The 17121-nt window shown below is 57.6% G+C and carries 20 protein-coding genes; 1 reads left to right on the top strand and 19 read right to left on the bottom strand.

What is annotated here, in order from left to right; all coding sequences use genetic code 11:
* The 19 genes from ACTIKR_RS16180 to ACTIKR_RS16090 form a co-directional block, all read right to left on the bottom strand.
* Positions 1-525: 4Fe-4S binding protein (locus tag ACTIKR_RS16180; RefSeq protein ID WP_442328368.1), on the bottom strand; the 525-nt coding region annotated here is incomplete at its 3' end.
* Between the two features lie 121 nt (positions 526-646).
* Positions 647-1492 (bottom strand): FTR1 family iron permease, encoded by an 846-nt coding sequence (locus tag ACTIKR_RS16175; RefSeq protein ID WP_442328367.1) that lies wholly within the window; start codon positions 1490-1492, stop codon positions 647-649.
* Positions 1493-1519: 27 nt separating this feature from the next.
* Complete coding sequence (locus tag ACTIKR_RS16170) at positions 1520-1876, bottom strand: cupredoxin domain-containing protein (RefSeq protein WP_193088414.1); 357 nt, start codon at positions 1874-1876, stop codon at positions 1520-1522.
* A gap of 2 nt (positions 1877-1878) precedes the next feature.
* On the bottom strand, positions 1879-2418 hold the full coding sequence (locus ACTIKR_RS16165) for an iron transporter (RefSeq protein ID WP_442328366.1): 540 nt from the start codon (positions 2416-2418) through the stop codon (positions 1879-1881).
* A 317-nt stretch (positions 2419-2735) separates the two neighbouring features.
* Positions 2736-3494, bottom strand: a complete 759-nt coding sequence (gene phnP, locus ACTIKR_RS16160) for a phosphonate metabolism protein PhnP (RefSeq protein ID WP_442328365.1) — start codon at positions 3492-3494, stop codon at positions 2736-2738.
* Positions 3491-4072, bottom strand: coding sequence for a phosphonate metabolism protein/1,5-bisphosphokinase (PRPP-forming) PhnN (gene phnN / locus ACTIKR_RS16155; RefSeq protein WP_193088418.1), 582 nt, complete (start codon positions 4070-4072; stop codon positions 3491-3493). The genes phnP and phnN overlap by 4 nt, the downstream gene beginning before the upstream one ends.
* A complete protein-coding gene (locus ACTIKR_RS16150) occupies positions 4072-5217 on the bottom strand; it encodes an alpha-D-ribose 1-methylphosphonate 5-triphosphate diphosphatase (RefSeq protein ID WP_193088419.1) in 1146 nt (381 codons plus the stop codon). The genes phnN and ACTIKR_RS16150 overlap by 1 nt, the downstream gene beginning before the upstream one ends.
* Positions 5207-5911, bottom strand: coding sequence for a phosphonate C-P lyase system protein PhnL (gene phnL / locus ACTIKR_RS16145; RefSeq protein ID WP_442328364.1), 705 nt, complete (start codon positions 5909-5911; stop codon positions 5207-5209). The genes ACTIKR_RS16150 and phnL overlap by 11 nt, the downstream gene beginning before the upstream one ends.
* Before the next feature lie 34 nt (positions 5912-5945).
* Positions 5946-6776 carry a phosphonate C-P lyase system protein PhnK gene (gene phnK, locus ACTIKR_RS16140; protein WP_442328363.1) on the bottom strand — a complete coding sequence of 277 codons (831 nt, stop codon included), beginning with the start codon at positions 6774-6776 and terminating at the stop codon, positions 5946-5948.
* Entirely contained in the window at positions 6773-7627 is an 855-nt protein-coding gene (locus tag ACTIKR_RS16135; RefSeq protein WP_193088422.1) for an alpha-D-ribose 1-methylphosphonate 5-phosphate C-P-lyase PhnJ, read from the bottom strand. The genes phnK and ACTIKR_RS16135 overlap by 4 nt, the downstream gene beginning before the upstream one ends.
* Positions 7624-8859, bottom strand: a complete 1236-nt coding sequence (locus ACTIKR_RS16130; protein WP_442328362.1) for a carbon-phosphorus lyase complex subunit PhnI — start codon at positions 8857-8859, stop codon at positions 7624-7626. Before ACTIKR_RS16130 ends, ACTIKR_RS16135 begins: the two co-directional genes overlap by 4 nt.
* A gap of 9 nt (positions 8860-8868) precedes the next feature.
* A complete protein-coding gene (gene phnH / locus ACTIKR_RS16125) occupies positions 8869-9453 on the bottom strand; it encodes a phosphonate C-P lyase system protein PhnH (protein WP_193088424.1) in 585 nt (194 codons plus the stop codon).
* Positions 9450-9899 carry a phosphonate C-P lyase system protein PhnG gene (gene phnG, locus ACTIKR_RS16120; protein ID WP_442328361.1) on the bottom strand — a complete coding sequence of 150 codons (450 nt, stop codon included), beginning with the start codon at positions 9897-9899 and terminating at the stop codon, positions 9450-9452. The genes phnH and phnG overlap by 4 nt, the downstream gene beginning before the upstream one ends.
* A complete protein-coding gene (gene phnF / locus ACTIKR_RS16115) occupies positions 9896-10618 on the bottom strand; it encodes a phosphonate metabolism transcriptional regulator PhnF (RefSeq protein WP_442328360.1) in 723 nt (240 codons plus the stop codon). The genes phnG and phnF overlap by 4 nt, the downstream gene beginning before the upstream one ends.
* Before the next feature lie 30 nt (positions 10619-10648).
* Complete coding sequence (gene phnE, locus ACTIKR_RS16110; protein ID WP_442328370.1) at positions 10649-11467, bottom strand: phosphonate ABC transporter, permease protein PhnE; 819 nt, start codon at positions 11465-11467, stop codon at positions 10649-10651.
* A 57-nt stretch (positions 11468-11524) separates the two neighbouring features.
* Positions 11525-12520 (bottom strand): phosphonate ABC transporter substrate-binding protein, encoded by a 996-nt coding sequence (gene phnD, locus ACTIKR_RS16105; RefSeq protein WP_193088427.1) that lies wholly within the window; start codon positions 12518-12520, stop codon positions 11525-11527.
* Positions 12521-12543: 23 nt separating this feature from the next.
* The gene (gene phnC / locus ACTIKR_RS16100) at positions 12544-13386 is read right to left on the bottom strand and encodes a phosphonate ABC transporter ATP-binding protein (RefSeq protein ID WP_442328359.1); all 843 of its coding nucleotides are present in this window, start codon (positions 13384-13386) and stop codon (positions 12544-12546) included.
* Positions 13387-13988: 602 nt separating this feature from the next.
* Positions 13989-15353: a YbfB/YjiJ family MFS transporter gene (locus tag ACTIKR_RS16095; RefSeq protein WP_442328369.1), complete on the bottom strand. Its 1365-nt coding sequence runs from the start codon at positions 15351-15353 to the stop codon at positions 13989-13991.
* Positions 15354-15371: 18 nt separating this feature from the next.
* On the bottom strand, positions 15372-16343 hold the full coding sequence (locus ACTIKR_RS16090) for a threo-3-hydroxy-L-aspartate ammonia-lyase (RefSeq protein ID WP_193088429.1): 972 nt from the start codon (positions 16341-16343) through the stop codon (positions 15372-15374).
* 139 nt (positions 16344-16482) lie between these two features.
* Between ACTIKR_RS16090 and ACTIKR_RS16085 the strand changes: the two genes are divergently transcribed.
* Positions 16483-17121, top strand: a 639-nt coding sequence (locus ACTIKR_RS16085) for an NAD(P)/FAD-dependent oxidoreductase (protein ID WP_442328358.1), incomplete at its 3' end; no start/stop codon positions are given.

Below are 17121 nucleotides of genomic sequence, written 5' to 3'. Positions count from 1 at the left end.
CACCCCGTTGACCGGACACAAATACTTGCACCAGACGCGTTTATTACGGCCGTACAAGTAACCGACCACCATGGCCGCTGCAGTCGAGCCGCCCAGCACAGCCAGCACCGCCCAGGGATATTGGTATACGCTAACCAGTTGGCCGTAAATCGTTGTCAGGGCAAAAGCAACAAATGGCCAGCCACCCCAGCGCATCCATTTGGGAATGGCACGACCCCGACCATGTTCGCTGGCCCACTCGCTGAGCATGCCTTCAGGACAGAACCACCCGCACCATGCCCGTCCCATCAGGGGCATGGAGACGAGCACAAAGGGCCACCAGATACCCCAGAAGGCAAACTGGGCAAAAATGGTCAGATTGGAAAAAATGTGCGCAGAATTGCCCGGCAGGGGGAGCGCAGCGGGAACAAGGATGAGAAAAAAATAAACACCGACCACGCACCACTGCATATTGCGAAGCAGTTTCTTGTGGTCCCGCAAAAATGACGAAAGCCGATAGGCGAATGATTGAAATATGGCGCTCATGGAGCAAACCTTTGAAGAGCGAATCCACTATTGTGGACAAGACAGGAACGGCTAGATGCCATGGTCCGCCGTCACAGGACAGCTGAATTTTCCCAGCATGCACAGCCTGAGGCAACACACGTCAGCCATGCGTAGCAACCATCAGTCGCGTCGCTGCAGGCCGCGACCAACGATGCAACAGCCCAATTGCAAGCCAGTACAGGGCAAAAACAATCACATGCATCAGCGATGGCATTGCCCGGTAGCCGGCGAAATCGGCCAGGACTTTGCCAATGCCGCTGCTGTCATCGAGTACTGCACCGGTATCCCACACAGGATCCACCCACGTCGGGATGGCTTCAAGCGAGACCAGGTGATCAATTCCGTTCATCAGGAGTGAGCCGGCCAGCAGCAGCAACAAAATTTCGGTGATTTGAAAGAAGCGACGCCAAGTAATGACTTTGCCCCCCAACTGCAAAATATAGAACGTAAGCAGCGCCAACAGAAAACCACCGACACCCGCAGCGGCGAGCATCCATGCCTGATTCTGTTGCGCGCCGGCCAGTATCGTGCCCCACAGGAAAACCACGGTCTCGCTGCCTTCTCGCGCCACGGCAATCATGACCAGAACCAACAGACCCCACCAGTTGTTACGCTGGAGATTGGCCGAAGCGCCACTGACCAATTCGCTTTTGAGCTTGGGACCATTTTTTTTCATCCACATGACCATCTGCACCACCAGCCCGCAAGCGACCAGCGCCATGATTGCCTGGAACCACTCCTGACCTGTATCGGACAGCCAGGTGGACACGCCCATGAACACCAGCGCCAGCGCGACCGCCAGCAACAGTCCCGCAGCCACCCCACCCCAGAGCCATGGCATACCACGCCGTCCTTCCGGAGAGGCTCGCAACCACGTGTACAGAATACCCACCACCAGCAGGGCTTCAACGCTTTCACGCCAGACAATAAATGCCACTTGATCCAATTGGATTCCTTTTGAGTGAATGTCGAACTATTGGGCAGGCTTGACCACCAACGTACCTTTTACAGATTGATGGAAGTCATCAAAAAATGGATATTCGCCGGGCTTGGAAATTTTGAAAACCAGAAATGAGGACAGGCCTGGCCCCAGCACTTTTTCCTTACGCAACGGCAGGCTCTCGAACTCAACCGGCACCTTGCTTTCATTGATGAGATTGATCTTGAAGCGACCGGCGGGTACTTCAAGCCGCTGCGGCTCGAACGTGCCGCCTTCCTTGAACGTGAGGGTAAAGGTTGGCGTCTCGGCCCAGGCGCTTGCCGCCAGCAACGCCTGGGCCAGAGTCAGGGAAAGCGCCAGACCGGCAACAGCCAGAGCGCGTTTGACCATGATCAATATCCGCCTTTTTTGCCTGTACCGGCATACGTGAAGTCGTACTCGACTTCAAATGGCTTCCAGAACGCTTCGACGCCGGTTTCCTTGTCGGTATGATGACCGAAGTGGGTCATTTTTCCGGACTCGGGTGAGCCAATAATGAACGTAAGCTTGTACTTTCCGGGACCTTGCAGCTTCACATTGTCGCCATAGTGCGGGCCATCGTTGGCCACCATGGGCATCAGCGGGCCTTCCTGAACCTTGCCGCCTTCTTTTTCCAGCTTGTATTTGATGTCCAGGTAGGGCATCCATGCACCTTCTTCGAACCCGTTCTTGTTGTCGGCCGTTGCGTGAATATCTGCCTCAAGGTGAATATCGGAATCCTTGGCCTCGCGCATCATGCCTGCCGGTTCCATAGTGATGGGCTGCAGGTAGACGGCAGCGATTTCCATTCCGTTTTTCATATGGGGTTTGCCGATAGGATACTCGGCAGCCTGCGCAGACAGCGACAGAGCCAGCGCCATGCCGGCACTGATCAGGGCGATTTTCTTGATCATACTTGAATGTCCACCAATGAGATAATTAGGTAAATGAGAATATTTCTCGTTTATATTAATATATATTGGCTGACAGTCGCCTTAACGAATATCAAAAAGCACGGGACATGTGCTGGTCTTGCGTCACCGATCTCAGAAAAATTGCCCAGGACCCAATGGCACGGGTAGCCCGGATGTCGGGAAGGGTCAGAACAGCAGATATCGCAGCCCGCGCCAACGAGCAGGGTCAGGCCGTCTGCCATGAGGCAGGACAACCGCTGTGCCCTTCGGCAATCGGAGCGAACGCCAACGCCATCCACGTCATGCCCGGCGTCAACTTATAGCTGGATCTGGTCACCATCAAAGGCCTGGCGCACATCCCCGGGGAGTGCCTCGGGATGAGCCATCAGGTACCGGTCCAGGTCATGGCCGGCGTGGGTCAGCCAGGTGGTCCCGGCGCCAATGGCGGCATGAATAGCCAGCGCCTGATTCAGATCGTTGTGATTACGTCCGGGTTCCGGTCGGGGCGGATAAGAGCAATCGAGCACACAATGAGCTGGACGTTCGGCGCGCAAAAAGCGCTCTACCTGTTCGGGCAGGCCTTGCGTATCGGTCAGGTAGGCCAGGCTGTCGCCCTGATCGGGCCGGATCAGATAGCCGTAGGTCGGACGGGAATGCTGCAACGGCAAAGCGGTGATGCTGAAACCGGCAAACGGCCGCTCTTCAAACGCCTGAAACGGTTCAGAAAAATCCAGAATACCTGGGTGCTTATACAGGTCTGCAAACCCGGCTTCATCCGCAGGACCATACACGGCAATGCGCAAGTTGACGCCCCAGCGCAGGTGCAGCAGGCCTTGGGCATGATCGGCATGATAGTGCGTCTGGAAGATGCCCTGCAGCGTGCCGGGTGCAAAGCGGGTAGTCAAATCCGTCAGGCCACTGTCGATGAGCCATTGCCCGTCATTGGCCTGCAGCAACGCACTGCAGGGCAGACGCACGTGGCGAGCATCACTGCGCGCCCGCGCGCAGGCCACGCAATCGCAGTTGTAAACAGGCATCTGCGCCGAATTGCCGGTGCCCAGGAAAGTCAATTTCATTGCCGCTCCAGTATCGTGGCCTGTTCGATGGTATGCAATAACTGCGTCACGGCGCTGTCCAGATCGCCGGAGTTATCAAGCACCACTAACCGCGCGCCCTGTTCCCGCAGACCGTCCATGAATGCGGTATCGAGCGCGGTATTGCGCGCCAGCCGCTGGGTAATCTCCTGGCGGCTTTCACGACCGCGCTGCAGCAGGCGTTGCAGCAGCAATGGCGGATCCACCTGCACCAACACCACCAGCACAGATTCGTAGCGTTGTACTGCAGACTCGCAATAGGCACGGGAACCGTTGACCAATACGGTATGTCCCTGCGCAAGCAGGTTATCGAGCGCTATCGGGATACCATAAGCCAGGCCGTTGGCGCGCCAGCTCAAGGCGAACTCGCCTCGCGCCTGCATCGCAGCGAAGGCTTCGGACGACAGGGAGAATGCGTCTTCTCCCTCGGATTCAGCCGAGCGGGTTATATAGCGTTTCATCACTCGCAACTGCGATCCTGCGCGGCTGGCCGCCAGTTGCAGCAGACTGTCTTTGCCCGACCCGGAAGGCCCCATCACGTAAACCAGCTGACCCGACATCAAAATACCCGTTGACCTTCGCGCAGCACCTGCTGCACCACAAATTGCCTGCCCGTATCCTTGACCTGCACCAGATCGGCACGAAGTCCCGGGCTGATCTGGCCACGGTCCGGCAAATTGGCGGACCGGGCCGGCGCCAGGCTGACCATATTGACTGCTTGCGGCAGGCTGATCCCCAGGTCTGACTGGCTCAGGATACGCACCGACTGCAACATGCTTGCCGGGTAATAATCGCTGGACAGAATATCCAGTACGCCTTTGCGCGCCAGATCGGTTGCTGCGATGTTACCGGAGTGAGAACCGCCGCGCACCACGTTGGGTGCGCCCATCAGCACTTTCAGGCCCAGTTGGTGGCTGAGCGCAGCCGCTTCATGAGTCGTGGGAAATTCGGCGATGGTCATGCCAAAACCGGCTGATTCGTGCACGTGCTCGCTGGTGGCGTCATCATGGCTGGCAAGCGACAGCCCGCGCTCGCGGCAGATATCCACGATACGACGGCGATAGCGCTCGCTGTAGCGATCGGCATTCTGTTTTTGCAGCACGATAAAGGCATCCATGTCGGCATCGTTCAGATGATACTTGCCCTGATAGTATTCGCGGTATTTTTCGTACTTGACGAACTGACGCTGACCAGGCGTATGATCCATGATCGACACCAGATGCACCAGTTCATTGCCCACCAGGTCTTCGAAGATACCCAGGGTTTTTTCATGACTGACCTCACAACGCAGATGCAGCCGGTGTTCGGCTCGCGTGTGTCCCTGATCGGCAGCATGGGAAATGGCTTGCACCATTTTGGGCAATTGCAAAAGGCGTTGCCCTTTGGGGTTCACATCCCCAATAGAGAGCGCATCAAATACCGTCGTGATAGCCGCGCCGATGATTTGTGCGTCGTGCGCCAGTACCGCATTCTCCGACGGCCAGTCTACGCCGGGACGCGGGTTCATGTATTTTTCAAGGTTGTCGGTATGCAGCTCGATCAGCCCCGGAATAACAAAATCGCCCTGCCAGTCTTCGGCGGCAGGCAGACTGCTTCCGCCTTCGCTTACATCGTAGATCTGTCCGTCACGCAGGGACACGGTACCCCTGATAACCTCGCTGGCGGTAACGATCTTTGCATTTGTGATCACTCTTTCACGCAACATGTTTCATCTCCTGGGTCGCGATATCCAGGCTGCGATCTGCCACTGCCTCGCGCGCCGCCTTGTCATGAAAAATGCCGATCAGGGCCGAGCCGGCTGCCCTGGCCTCGCCAATCATTTCCAGCACCACCTGACGATTTGCCTCATCCAGCGATGCCGTCGGTTCATCCAGCAGCATCAATGGCCAGTTGACCATGAACCCCCGAGCGATATTCACGCGCTGCTGTTCGCCGCCAGAAAAGGTATTGGGCGCGAGCGACCAGAGCCTTTGCGGGATGTTAAGGCGCGTCAACAGGTCGGCGGCGCGCGCACTGGCCTGTTCCGCACTCCAGCCGCGCAGCAGCGCCGGTTCACTGACCACATCCAGGCAGTTGACGCGCGGAATAACGCGCAGGAACTGGCTAACGTAGCCCATTGTCTCCCGGCGTACCTGCATGATCTGGCGCGGCGCCGTGCCGACCAGTTCGGTCATGCTGTCGCGGTGCAGCACGCGGATGGAGCCTGCGCCCGGCAGATAGTTTCCATATAGCGTACGCAGCAGCGTTGATTTTCCGGCACCCGACTGGCCGTGCAGCACCACGCACTCGCCGGCGTTGACTGAAAAGCTGATGTCGTCGAGCACATGCAATTGCACACCCTGCTGTTGATGCAGTGTGAAAGTCTTGGACAGATTATTTACTTCCAGAACGGTATTCATTGTTTCTCCGAATGCGTTGATTGCAACTGTACTATCACGGTTGCAATACGGATGAGACCAGCAGTTGCGTGTACGGATGCTGTGGGTCGTCCAGTATCTGATCGGTCAGCCCGCTTTCGACCACGCGCGAGCGCCGCATCACCATCAGGCGGTCAGCAAGCAGCCGAGCCACTGCCAGATCATGGGTCACAATCACGACGGCAAGACCCAGGTCGCGCACCAGGGCACGCAGCATATCCAGCAAGCGTGCCTGCACCGAGACATCCAGCCCGCCAGTCGGCTCGTCCATGAACACCAGCCGTGGATGTGAGACCAGATTGCGGGCGATCTGCAGCCGTTGCTGCATGCCGCCGGAAAAAGTGCGCGGCAGATCGTCAATGCGCGACTCGTCAATTTCCACCTGACGCAACCAGCGCTCCGATTCGCCGCGCAGCACACCATAATTGCGTACGCCTTGCGCCATCAGGCGCTCGCCGATGTTGGCGCCGGCCGACACTGTCATGCGCAGCCCATCGCGCGGGTTCTGTTCTACAAATCCCCACTCGGTGCGCAGCAAGGTGCGCCGTTGTGCCTCCGAGGACGCGTACAGATCCGTCACCGCGCCATCGGTCTGCCGATAGTGAATTGTCCCGGCATCGGGCTGGCTGCGGCCTGAAAGCACATTGAGCAGGGTAGACTTGCCAGATCCCGACTCGCCGACGATGCCCAGCACTTCGCCGGGATACAAATCGAAACTGACCGCCTGGCATCCCTTGTCCGGGCCAAACAAAAGGCCAATGTCCGATACCTGAAAAAGCGGTTCGCCGGCCAGTTCGTCCAGTACCGCACGACTCGCCTGATTGTTGATTGCCTGCAATGCACTCATTGTGTTACCTCTGCTTGTGCCACGCGCTGCGCGCAGTAGTCTGTATCAGAGCAGACAAATTCCCGACTGCCCTTGTCATCTGTAATAATCTCGTCCAGGAACGAATCCGTGGATCCGCAAATGGCGCAACTGTGCTCCCATTTCTGAACTTCGAATGGATGGTCTTCAAAGTCCAGGCTGGCCACATCGGTATAGGGTGGCACGGCGTACAGGCGCTTTTCACGGCCCGCGCCAAACAGCATGAGCGCGGCGCTGCGGTTCAGTTTGGGGTTGTCGAACTTCGGTATGGGCGACGGGTCCATCACATATCGTCCGGCTACCAGCACCGGATAGGCGTAGGCCGTAGCGATATGGCCGTAGCGGGCAATGTCTTCGTACAGCTTTACATGCATGACGCCGTAATCGTTCAGCGCATGCATGGTTTTGGTCTCGGTTTCCGACGGTTCAATAAAACGCAGCGGCTCGGGAATCGGCACCTGGAAGACCATGATCTGGTCATTGCTCAATGCCGTCTCGGGAATCCGGTGACGGGTTTGTATCACAGTTGCCTCGGTCGTATCCACTGTGGTGCGAACGCCCGCGGTGCGCGAGAAAAAGCGGCGTATGGACACGGCATTGGTGGTATCGTCTGCGCCCTGGTCGATCACTTTCAGTACGTCATCACGACCCAGGATCGCGGCGGTCAGTTGCATGCCGCCGGTACCCCAGCCGTAGGGCAGCGGCATCTCGCGTCCGCCGAAAGGCACCTGATAACCGGGAATGGCCACTGCCTTGAGCAACGCACGGCGAATCATGCGCTTGGTCTGTTCGTCCAGATAGGCAAAATTATAGGGTTCTGCTATGGCGTTCATGCCCGTTTCTCCTTCTGCGGCGGGACCCGTCCCGCTTCTGTTTCCTGCTGCTGTTGCTGTTGCTGGTCGAGCTCGGCCTGCGCGTCGCGTTTTCTCATTTTGCGAATCAGCTCAAGTTCAGCCTGGAAGTCCACATAGTGCGGCAATTTCAGATGTGATACGAAGCCGGCCGCTTCAACGTTATCGCAATGCATCAGCACGAACTCTTCCTGTTGCGCTGGTGAAGTAATCTCCTCGTCATACTCGGCCGCGCGCAGCGCGCGATCGACCAGGGCCATGCCCATGACCTTGCGCTCGTTATAGCCAAAAGCCAGACCGTAGCCGCGCGTAAATTGCGCAGGCTGGTCCTTGGAGCCGACAAACTGATTGACCATTTCACATTCGGTGACTTCGATATCTCCGGCCGGTACGGCAAAATCCAGTTCCTCGGGTTCCAGCCAGACTTCGGTAAAGCCGATTCGGATCTCGCCGGCAAATGGGTGGTTGCGACCATAGCCGCGCTGCGTGGAATAGCCCAGCGCAAGCAGAAACCCCTCATCGCCACGGGCCAGTGCCTGCAGGCGCTGCATCCGGTTGCTTGGAAAATCGAGCGGCTCACGGGTAATATCGGGAACCGGCTGGGCACTGTCCGTTTCTTCGCGCATCAGTCCTTCCTGCGCCAGCAGACCCAAGACGCGTGGAAAGTGCTGCCCTGCTTCTTGCATGGCGGCGTCAGCCTGCGCATCTGCATCCAGGTGCATCGCGCCGGGCAATGTCGCCTGCTGCGCATCTGCGGCTCCGTCTACACCGGCCTGAGTTCGCTGCAGCGCCTGGGGCTGTTCGCCTTCGGCCTGCAGGGTAAAGTCCAGCAGACGGTGCGTGTAGTCGAAGGTCGGTCCGAGCAGCTGTCCGCCTGGCAAATCCTTGTAAGTAGCGGAAATGCGTCGTTCCACCTGCATGCTCTCGGTGTGCAGGGGGCGACTGACACAGTAGCGACTCAGTGTGGTGCGATAGGCTCGCAACAGAAATATCGCTTCCAGCAGATCGCCCGCAGACTGTTTGATGGCCAGCGCGGCCAGCTCTCGGTCGTACAGCGAGCCTTCGCTCATCACCCGGGCCACTGCCAGCGGCATCTGTTGCGCGATCTGGGTCAGCGACAAGGGTGGTACGTCGGTCGCCCCGCGGCGTTTCTGATCGAGCAATCGATGCGCATTTTCGATAGCGGTTTCACCGCCTTTTACAGCAACATACATCGTATTCTCCTATAGGAAGCTGGCCACGGTACTGCGTGGCAAAGCCATCAACTGGCGCTGGCTGGTCATGAAAAAATCCAGCCCCTTGGGGAAATCGGTCACCCGGTTGCGTGCCGACCAGAACTGCTCACATAGCGGCAGTGTTACGGCGCGCTGTGATTCAATGCCCGGCCCTTCGAGCACGACCTGGCGCCCGCCTTCCAGGCTGTCCAGCTGGACGATCACCGTGCATGACAGCTCCGGATCGCGATCGGTGCCGCAACGAAATTGCTCAAGATAGTCAACCTCGGCAGCCGTAATGATGGCCAGGTCGGCCTGCTGCGGATCGTGGGTCACAGGGCAGGCACAGTGAAACGCCAGGTTGGCCCGAACCATGGGCGTATCGAGCGCCGGACTGAGCCATACTTGCGTATCGTCATCAAACAGCGTCAGCGCCAGGGAAAAGGTGGCTGGATGCATGATATCCAGGGCATCGGCAAAATCGGCCTGGGCGACCATGCCGGGTTCAGACATGGCCTTGAGCGCGGCGCGAAAACTCATTTGCGCATTCAGGACAGGGTCTGCAAACGCAGGAACCAGAACGGGAGCAGTCATTCATTTTCTCCTCGAAGAAGGGTAAAGAAGTCAACTTTGGAAGCGGCCACCTGGGCCTGTCTGCCCAGACGCGCCTGTTGCTGACTGCGCGCAAGCGGCTCGATCACCGATTGCATGAGTTTTGCTTTCTCGTCCCCGAGCAGCAAGGCATCGGCCAGCGCAGCCAGCTCTGCATGACGCTTGTTGCGTCCGGCAATGTAGCTGTACCCGGCACGACCGTCCTGCAGTTGCACGACGCAACGGGTGACCGTCATCTCGCCCAAGTTGAATGCCTGTCCAGTGCCGCCAGTGCGTCCCCGCACCATGGCCATGCCGGTTTCCGGCTTGCGTATGCATTGATAAGGCACACCGCCAAGCTCGGATTCGTACCCAGCCAACGCATCACCTGCGCGTGCGAGCACCTGCATCCAGCGTTGTCGCTCGGTCGGAGCAAAGTCCGCTTTCATATGTGTTCTCCGTTTAAAACTACCTGATATTGAAAACGGTCGGCGCGGCTGACAGAAAATGTCAACTCCACGGGATGACCGTGCTGGTTTTTGGATAGGGTGGTAACGGTAAGCACCGGCGCCGATTGTGGGATCAGCAGACGCGAGGCTTCGTCAATGGTGGGCAATCTGGCGCCGATCACGCTGGAAGCCCGCTGTAACTCACATCCGCGCTCTTTCAGATACTGGCGCATGGAATCACGTTTGTAGTCTTGCAGCAAGGCTTCGTAGCCGGAAGAAAAAAAGTGCGTCATGACGCTGATCGGTTCATTGTCGATGAATCGCAGCGTGCGGTATTCAAGCACGGTGCTGCCCGGTGCCAGGACCAGTTGCGTCAGTTCATCATGGTTGGCGGGGCGGCGATACACTTTAAGCAATTGCGCCCTGGCGGTGTGACCCATGGTTGAAAACTGATCGGTGTAGGCGGTTTTGGCCTGCACCGGATACAGCAGCGGCCGTGTCAGCACCTTGGTGCCCTTGCCCTTGATCCGGATAATATTGCCCTCTTGCACCAGCAAATCCAGCGCCCGCCGCACCGTATGGCGATTGACATCAAAACGCTCGGCCAGTCGCAGCTCGCCAGGCAGCAGGTCACCCGGTTTATACATAGACAACTCAGCCCGGATAGTGGAGGCCAGTGTCTGATAGAGCGGTTCATCTTGTCTAGACAAGTTCATCATTTTAAAAAGGCAGTTGCCTGCCTTGTTCCATCATACGAAGAATTTTCTGAGTCGCTGCGAGGCCACGTCGATCACGCTCACACAAAGAATAATGATGAGCAAAATGGCTGCAGTCTGTCCGAAAGCAAAGCCCCGGATTGCCTCCCACAATAACACGCCAACACCACCGGCACCAACCATGCCCACCACGGTGGCCGAGCGCACATTCGATTCAAACCGGTACAGTGCGTACGACACCCACAAGGGCATGACCTGGGGAATCACACCGAATATCACCTCTTGCAAAGCGCTCGCGCCGGTGGCCCGCACCCCTTCGACGGGACCCGGGTCAATCGCCTCGACGGCTTCTGCAAACAACTTGGCCAGTACACCCGTGGTGCCAAGAAACAGCGCCAGGGTGCCGGCAAAGGGTCCCAGGCCCACGGCCACCACGAACAACATCGCAAATACCATTTCATTGATAGAGCGCAGGGCATCCATCAGGCGACGCACCGGCTGGCAGACCCACCATGGCACCAGATTGGACGAAGACAATATGCCAAGTGGAATACCAAAAATAATCGCCAGAACGGTACCCCAGACGGCAATCTGGATGGTCACCAGCATTTCGCGCACATACATGCGCCATTCAGAAAAATCGGGCGGGAAAAAGTCCGCGGCAAAGGTGGCCATGTTGCCCGAATCGGTCCACAGCAGAACCGGATTCATTTCAGCGCCCTTCCAGGCCCAGGCCAGAAACAGCAGGAACAGCCCCCATCCCAGCATTTTTGCCCATGTCATGCGCGGCGGCTGCGCTGGCAGTGCGCCGGACATCGGGCTGGGGCTTGTCGTCAATACAGACATATTCATTTCCAGTTTATGGCAACCTGCAAACGCAGCGCAGGCCGCCATCATGATCAACTCAAATTACGAGTTTTTACCTTCGATTTGTTTCATGCGGGCAGAGATCTTGCTCAGCTGTTCATCCAGGCTGGCGATCTGCTTTTTGCGATCTTGCTCATCCAGTTTGCTGTCGCCGGCAATTTGCGAACGTTTTTTGAACAGTTCCAGTTGGCGGATAGGCAGTAACTGATCATTGCTTGAAGGCTTGAACTTGCCCCAGGCCAGGCCGTTGAGCACTTTGAGTTCTTCTGGCTTGTCGCCATAATTGTCAAAGAACGTTTTGAGTTTGGCCTTCACGTCGTCCGGCAGATTTTTGCGCCATACGATCGGATCGGCGGGAATCAGCGGGGACTTCCAGATGACCTTGAGCAGGGCTGCTTTGTCGGGGCTGGTCCTGTTCAAACGCTCCATGCCTTCGGTATTGAAGGTGGCGACATCAACCTGTTTGTTTGCCACAGACAGTGCATTCACTTCATGGCTGCCATTGACCGAGCGTTTGAAAATCTTGTTGGCATCGACATTGTTTTCAGCAAACACATAATAGCCGGGCACCAGATAACCGGACGTGGAGTTCGGATCGCCGTTGCTGAAGTTCAGTGTCTTGGCGTTGTCCAGCATGTCCTTGACTGAATTGATTTTGCTGTCTTTATGGGCGATCAGCAGGCTCCAGTAGCCAGGTTTGCCGTCTTTATCAACCGTCTGGTAGATCACTTCGCCATTGGCGCGATCCACGGCTTCCATGGCCGATTTGTTGCCGTACCAGGCGATGTCGACTTTATCAAAGCGCATGCCCTGGATAATGCCGGCATAGTCGGGCGCAAAGAAAGCCTTTACCTTGTAGCCGGTTTGTTTGGACAGATCGGCCAGAAACGGTTCCCACACGGTTCTCAGGTTCTGGGAAGATTCCGTAGAGATAATGCCGAAATTGAGTTCCTTGGATTCCTGGGCCTGAACCGCTGCGGCACTCATACCCAGCGCGAACAGGGAAATGCCAAGACGGCGAATGGTCGATTTGAACATGTAAATTCCTAATGAAATAATGTTTAAGCTGCTGCCAGAACCAGGCGTGCCGGGTCTCTGGCGGGTGTTTTCTGTGCCTCCTGTTCTCCGAACAGAAGTGCCGTACCTATTTCCGAACCGTACAGATCGCTCAGAAAATCGTTGCTCAGCCCGCTGATGGGGCCGTCGAAGTACTTCTTGCCGCCTTTGAGCGCTACCGCATGGCGACAATATTTCACTGCGTAATCCACCTGATGCAGCGTAACAATGACTGTTTTCCCGTCATGCTTATTGATGTCTGCCAGTGTCTCCATGACCCGGCGAGCCGATTCCGGATCCAGTGACGCGATGGGTTCGTCCGCCAGAATGATTTCAGCCTTCTGGCACAGGGCGCGGGCAATGGCCACGCGCTGTTGCTGGCCGCCCGACAGGGTGGAAGCGCGACGATAAGCGTACTCAAGCAGGCCTACCCGCTCCAGTGCCCGCAAGGCGTTGTTCACTTCTTCCTTGTTGAACAGTCCGAGTGCGCCGCGTACGCGCGACATGCGCCCCAGACTGCCCAGCAGTACGTTCTTCAATACTGACAGTCGCCCCACCAGGTTGAATTGCTGAAAGATATAACCGATGTCCGAACGCAGCCGGCGAACATTGCGGTTCAATATGCCGTCTTTCTGCATTTGCTGGCCCAGCATCTGTATATCGCCACCAACCTGGCGATCACCGGTGGCCAGGCCGGCCAGATGACGCAACAACGTGGATTTGCCGGAGCCGGATGCGCCGATCAGCGCGACCATCGCGCCAGGCGCCACGTTCAGTTCCAGATCGTGCAGGACCTGTCTGGTGCCGAATGTCTTGTTCAGATTCTGAACCCGGATTGCCTGAGTCATCGTATTCCTCTATGTATTTTGCAACCGCCGGATCGATACATCGAAAAAACGGCCGACCGCAAGCAGCAAATGCCAGCAGTCGGCCAGTTAGAGCGGGCCGCTGCTGTTCAAGTGCTGTCATATTAAGGAATATGTGTGACAGTCCGGTTAATGCCGTCTTACAAGGCCATGACAGTTTTGCCATTTTTGGGGCAATTTACTAGACAAGCCGGATATCGCGAGCAGAAATAATTCTTATAATTAATCAATGATTTGGCATTTATGCAACACTATTTCTTGCGCATAACATAGACAAGTGAAAACGACCTAAAAAGTGTAACAACGGCCCTGAACCGGACATAAGGATGCAGGCCGGGTGATTGGCCCGCCAGGGTTGCCCTGCCGGCGGGCGCCGGACTAATAGTGACGGGTGCGATGGGCAGTCCGGTGGCGCATGATTGCACTCGTCATCAAGGGCAATCGTGCAGCGACAACGCAATGGTAGCGGCAGCGCCCTCGCCCACCTCGCCTGACCCTGTATAGGCACAAGGCAAAGGCAAAGCCGCCTGGTCATGGGCCGGGCGCGCAATCTCTCATGGCAAGGACCAGGAACGAAAAAGCGCTTAGCGTTGCGCTGTTGGCCCGGGAGACAGCATGAGCATCACGAATGCAATGGCCAAAGCCGCCGCGGCCAGCATGAAAAGCAGCCAATACTGGCCGTTGGAATGCGCAAACACAAATGACATGGCATAGGCAGCGGCCGCCTGCATAAGCGCAAAAGCGGTTGTCGCCCTGCTCCAGGCGGTTTTTTGCTCCGTCGGGGAATGCGGCAGCATCTCGCGCAGACGCCCCAGAACCAGCGGCACGATGCCCGGCGTGAATGCGCCCACCGCAAAGCTGGAAATACCCAGCAGAATGGGCGCGGTGCTCAGGATCGGAAGACTGACCATAAGCAGTTGCAGCAGCAACGCCGCACGCAGGGTCAATCCATAGCCAATGCGATCGGCTACCGCACCGGTGCACAGGGGTCCTGCCACAGCCCCCAGACCGTAAATCACCCAGAAAAACGACCCGGTATTGACGCCCCAGCCAAGCCCACGCGCGACATAATCCACGAGAAACACCATGTGCGCCACCAGTCCGACCGCATTCAGACCATAAACAAGATACAGCACATACAGGCCACGACTGCCAGCTCCAGCGGATATGGGCGACGGCGTAGCCTGCATACCCATCGGGTCGCCAGGATCGCCCGCTCGGTGGTTCAGGTTCGGCGCAGCTTCGGCAGGAACCGTTACCGGCGCCAAGACTGATGTAGATGTGGATGTACACGCAGCTGTCGATGTTGTCGATATCGGTGCTGCTGGTGTAGATGTTGTCGATGTTGCTGTTGCTGGCGCCGCCGGTGGCCAGCTGGACCAGGCCAGAAGCGTCAATAACAAAGACAACAACCCCAGTCCCAGCCATGTTTGCGTCAAGCCCAGTTGCAGCAGCATCGGCACCAGCGTGCCCGATGCGGCCACACCCAACCCCACCCCGGTAAAGATGACGCCACTGGCAAGCCCGCGACGCGAGGGCAGCACGAAAGGCAGGATGGACGTGGCAGCAAGCACCATCAGGCCGCCACCGGAGACGCCCGACACAAAACGCCACAGAAAAAACCAGATAAACGATACCGGCAGCGCACAGGCAAAAAAAGCAAGCGTCGCCAGGACCATCATCAGCCGCAGGGCAGCACGCGTCCCGGTCTGCCGGGCGATGCCAACGCCCAGCAGCGCGCCGGCCAAATATCCTGCCAAATTGGCCGCCCCCAGATAGGCTGCGGTGGAGGCAGAGAACCATTGTGCGTTGATAATGGCCGGCAGCAATGGTGTGTAGGCAAAGCGCGCCAACCCGATGCCCACCAGGCTGGCGCAAAGCCCTGCCATCAACATCCGCCACTCCGGCAACTGCGTAGGGGTATTAGCGGTCGACTGTGCTGTGCGCATCTTCAAGGCTTCGTTCCGTCACTCCGAGGCGCTGCCGAGCAGGGCGCAGAAATTGGCCAGGTCCACATTGCCGCCGCTGATAATAATGCCCACACGCTTGCCACGCACCAATTCTTTTACAGTGCAGGCGCCAGCCAGCGACAGACAGCCCGTGGGTTCGACCAGCATTTTCATGCGCTCGGCATAAAAGCGCATCGTACGAATCAGCTCCTGATCAGTAACGGTCAGGATATCGGCGACTTCGCGTTCAATGATGGGAAACGTGTAGTCACCCAGAAACTGCGTCTGCGCGCCATCGGCAATGGTTTTTGGCATATCAATGCGCACGATATGGCCGGCGCGCAGGGACAGTTGTCCATCATTACCCGCTTGCGGTTCCACGCCATAGATTTGGCATTCCGGAGCAAGGGCCCGCGCCGCCAGGGCCGAGCCCGACAACAATCCGCCGCCACCCAGGCAGACAAAAAGCAGATCCAGCGGTCCGGTCTCCTGTATCAGTTCCATGGCGGCCGTGCCCTGACCGGCGATGACATCGGGGTGATCATAGGGCGGGATGAGTGTGTAGCCGTGTTGCTGTGCCAAACTTGTGGCAATGGCCGCCCGGTCTTCGGTGTAGCGGTCATATTGCACCACCTGCGCGCCATAACCGCGTGTGGCTGCCAGCTTGGCGGCGGGCGCATCCAGCGGCATCACGATGGTGGCTTTGACATTGAGCACAGCAGCGGCCAGCGCCACACCCTGGGCGTGGTTGCCCGAAGAAAACGCAATTACCCCCGCGCGCTGTTGCGCTTCGCTCAATGCCGCGATCGCATTGAATGCGCCACGAAACTTGAAGGCGCCAATGCGCTGCAGGTTTTCACATTTGAAATACAAGCTGGCGTCCAGCTGCGCGTCAATGGTCCTGGAACGCAGAACGGGCGTGCGGTGCGCATAACCTTTGATACGTTCCGCTGCGGCAACGACATCAGTATAAGTGGGCAACGTCTGCATAATGCTCCTGTTTCAGAAATGGTCCTGCCGCGCAAAACGTCATGACCTTGCCGGTTTATCTCAATCAGCATATTCTACCCGCGTTTGAGTCGTTACAATGGACGCCATCATCAGGCCAGATCGAGAAGCATCCATGTCCATGCAAAACAACTCAGTTGCCATTATCGGCGCCGGCATTGTCGGCTTGTGTACCGCGCACGCCCTCAGAAAGGCGGGATGGCAGGTAACTGTATTTGACGCGCAGGACCCGGGATCACAATGCTCTTTCGGCAATGCCGGTGCCTTGTCCGAAGGATCTGTCGCGCCATTGGCCATGCCCGGTGTCATCAGGCAGGCAGCCTCCATGCTGCTGGACAGCACCAGTGCGCTGCATGTCCCGCTGGCTTACCTGTTGCCGGCGATGCCCTGGTTTGTTCGATTTATCGGGGCGTCACGGCCGGAACGCGTCCGGCAAATCGCAACCGCCCTTCATGATTTGCTAACGGAATCGGTGCGTCATCACACGGAACTGGCCCATGACATCGGCTGCGCCCATTTGATAAAAACCACAGGCCAATTACACCTGTACCCGGACGCCAACAGCCGCGACAAGGACAAGGCGTCCTGGCAGCTCAAGGCCGACTTCGGACTGGCGATGCAGTCGGTGGACCGCGCTGCCATTGCCGAACTGGAACCGGCAGTCAGCGACACCTATCGCTGCGGCTGGTTTCTACCGGACGAAGGGTGGGTCAGCGACCCGTTCCAGTATTCGCAGGCCCTGGCCAGGGCGAACACAGAC

It is taken from the genome of Advenella sp. (genome assembly GCF_052108595.1).
Lineage (GTDB): Bacteria > Pseudomonadota > Gammaproteobacteria > Burkholderiales > Burkholderiaceae_B > Advenella.
The sequence above is the reverse complement of the archived record's forward strand: the minus strand, read 5'-3'. Positions and strand labels throughout refer to the sequence as shown.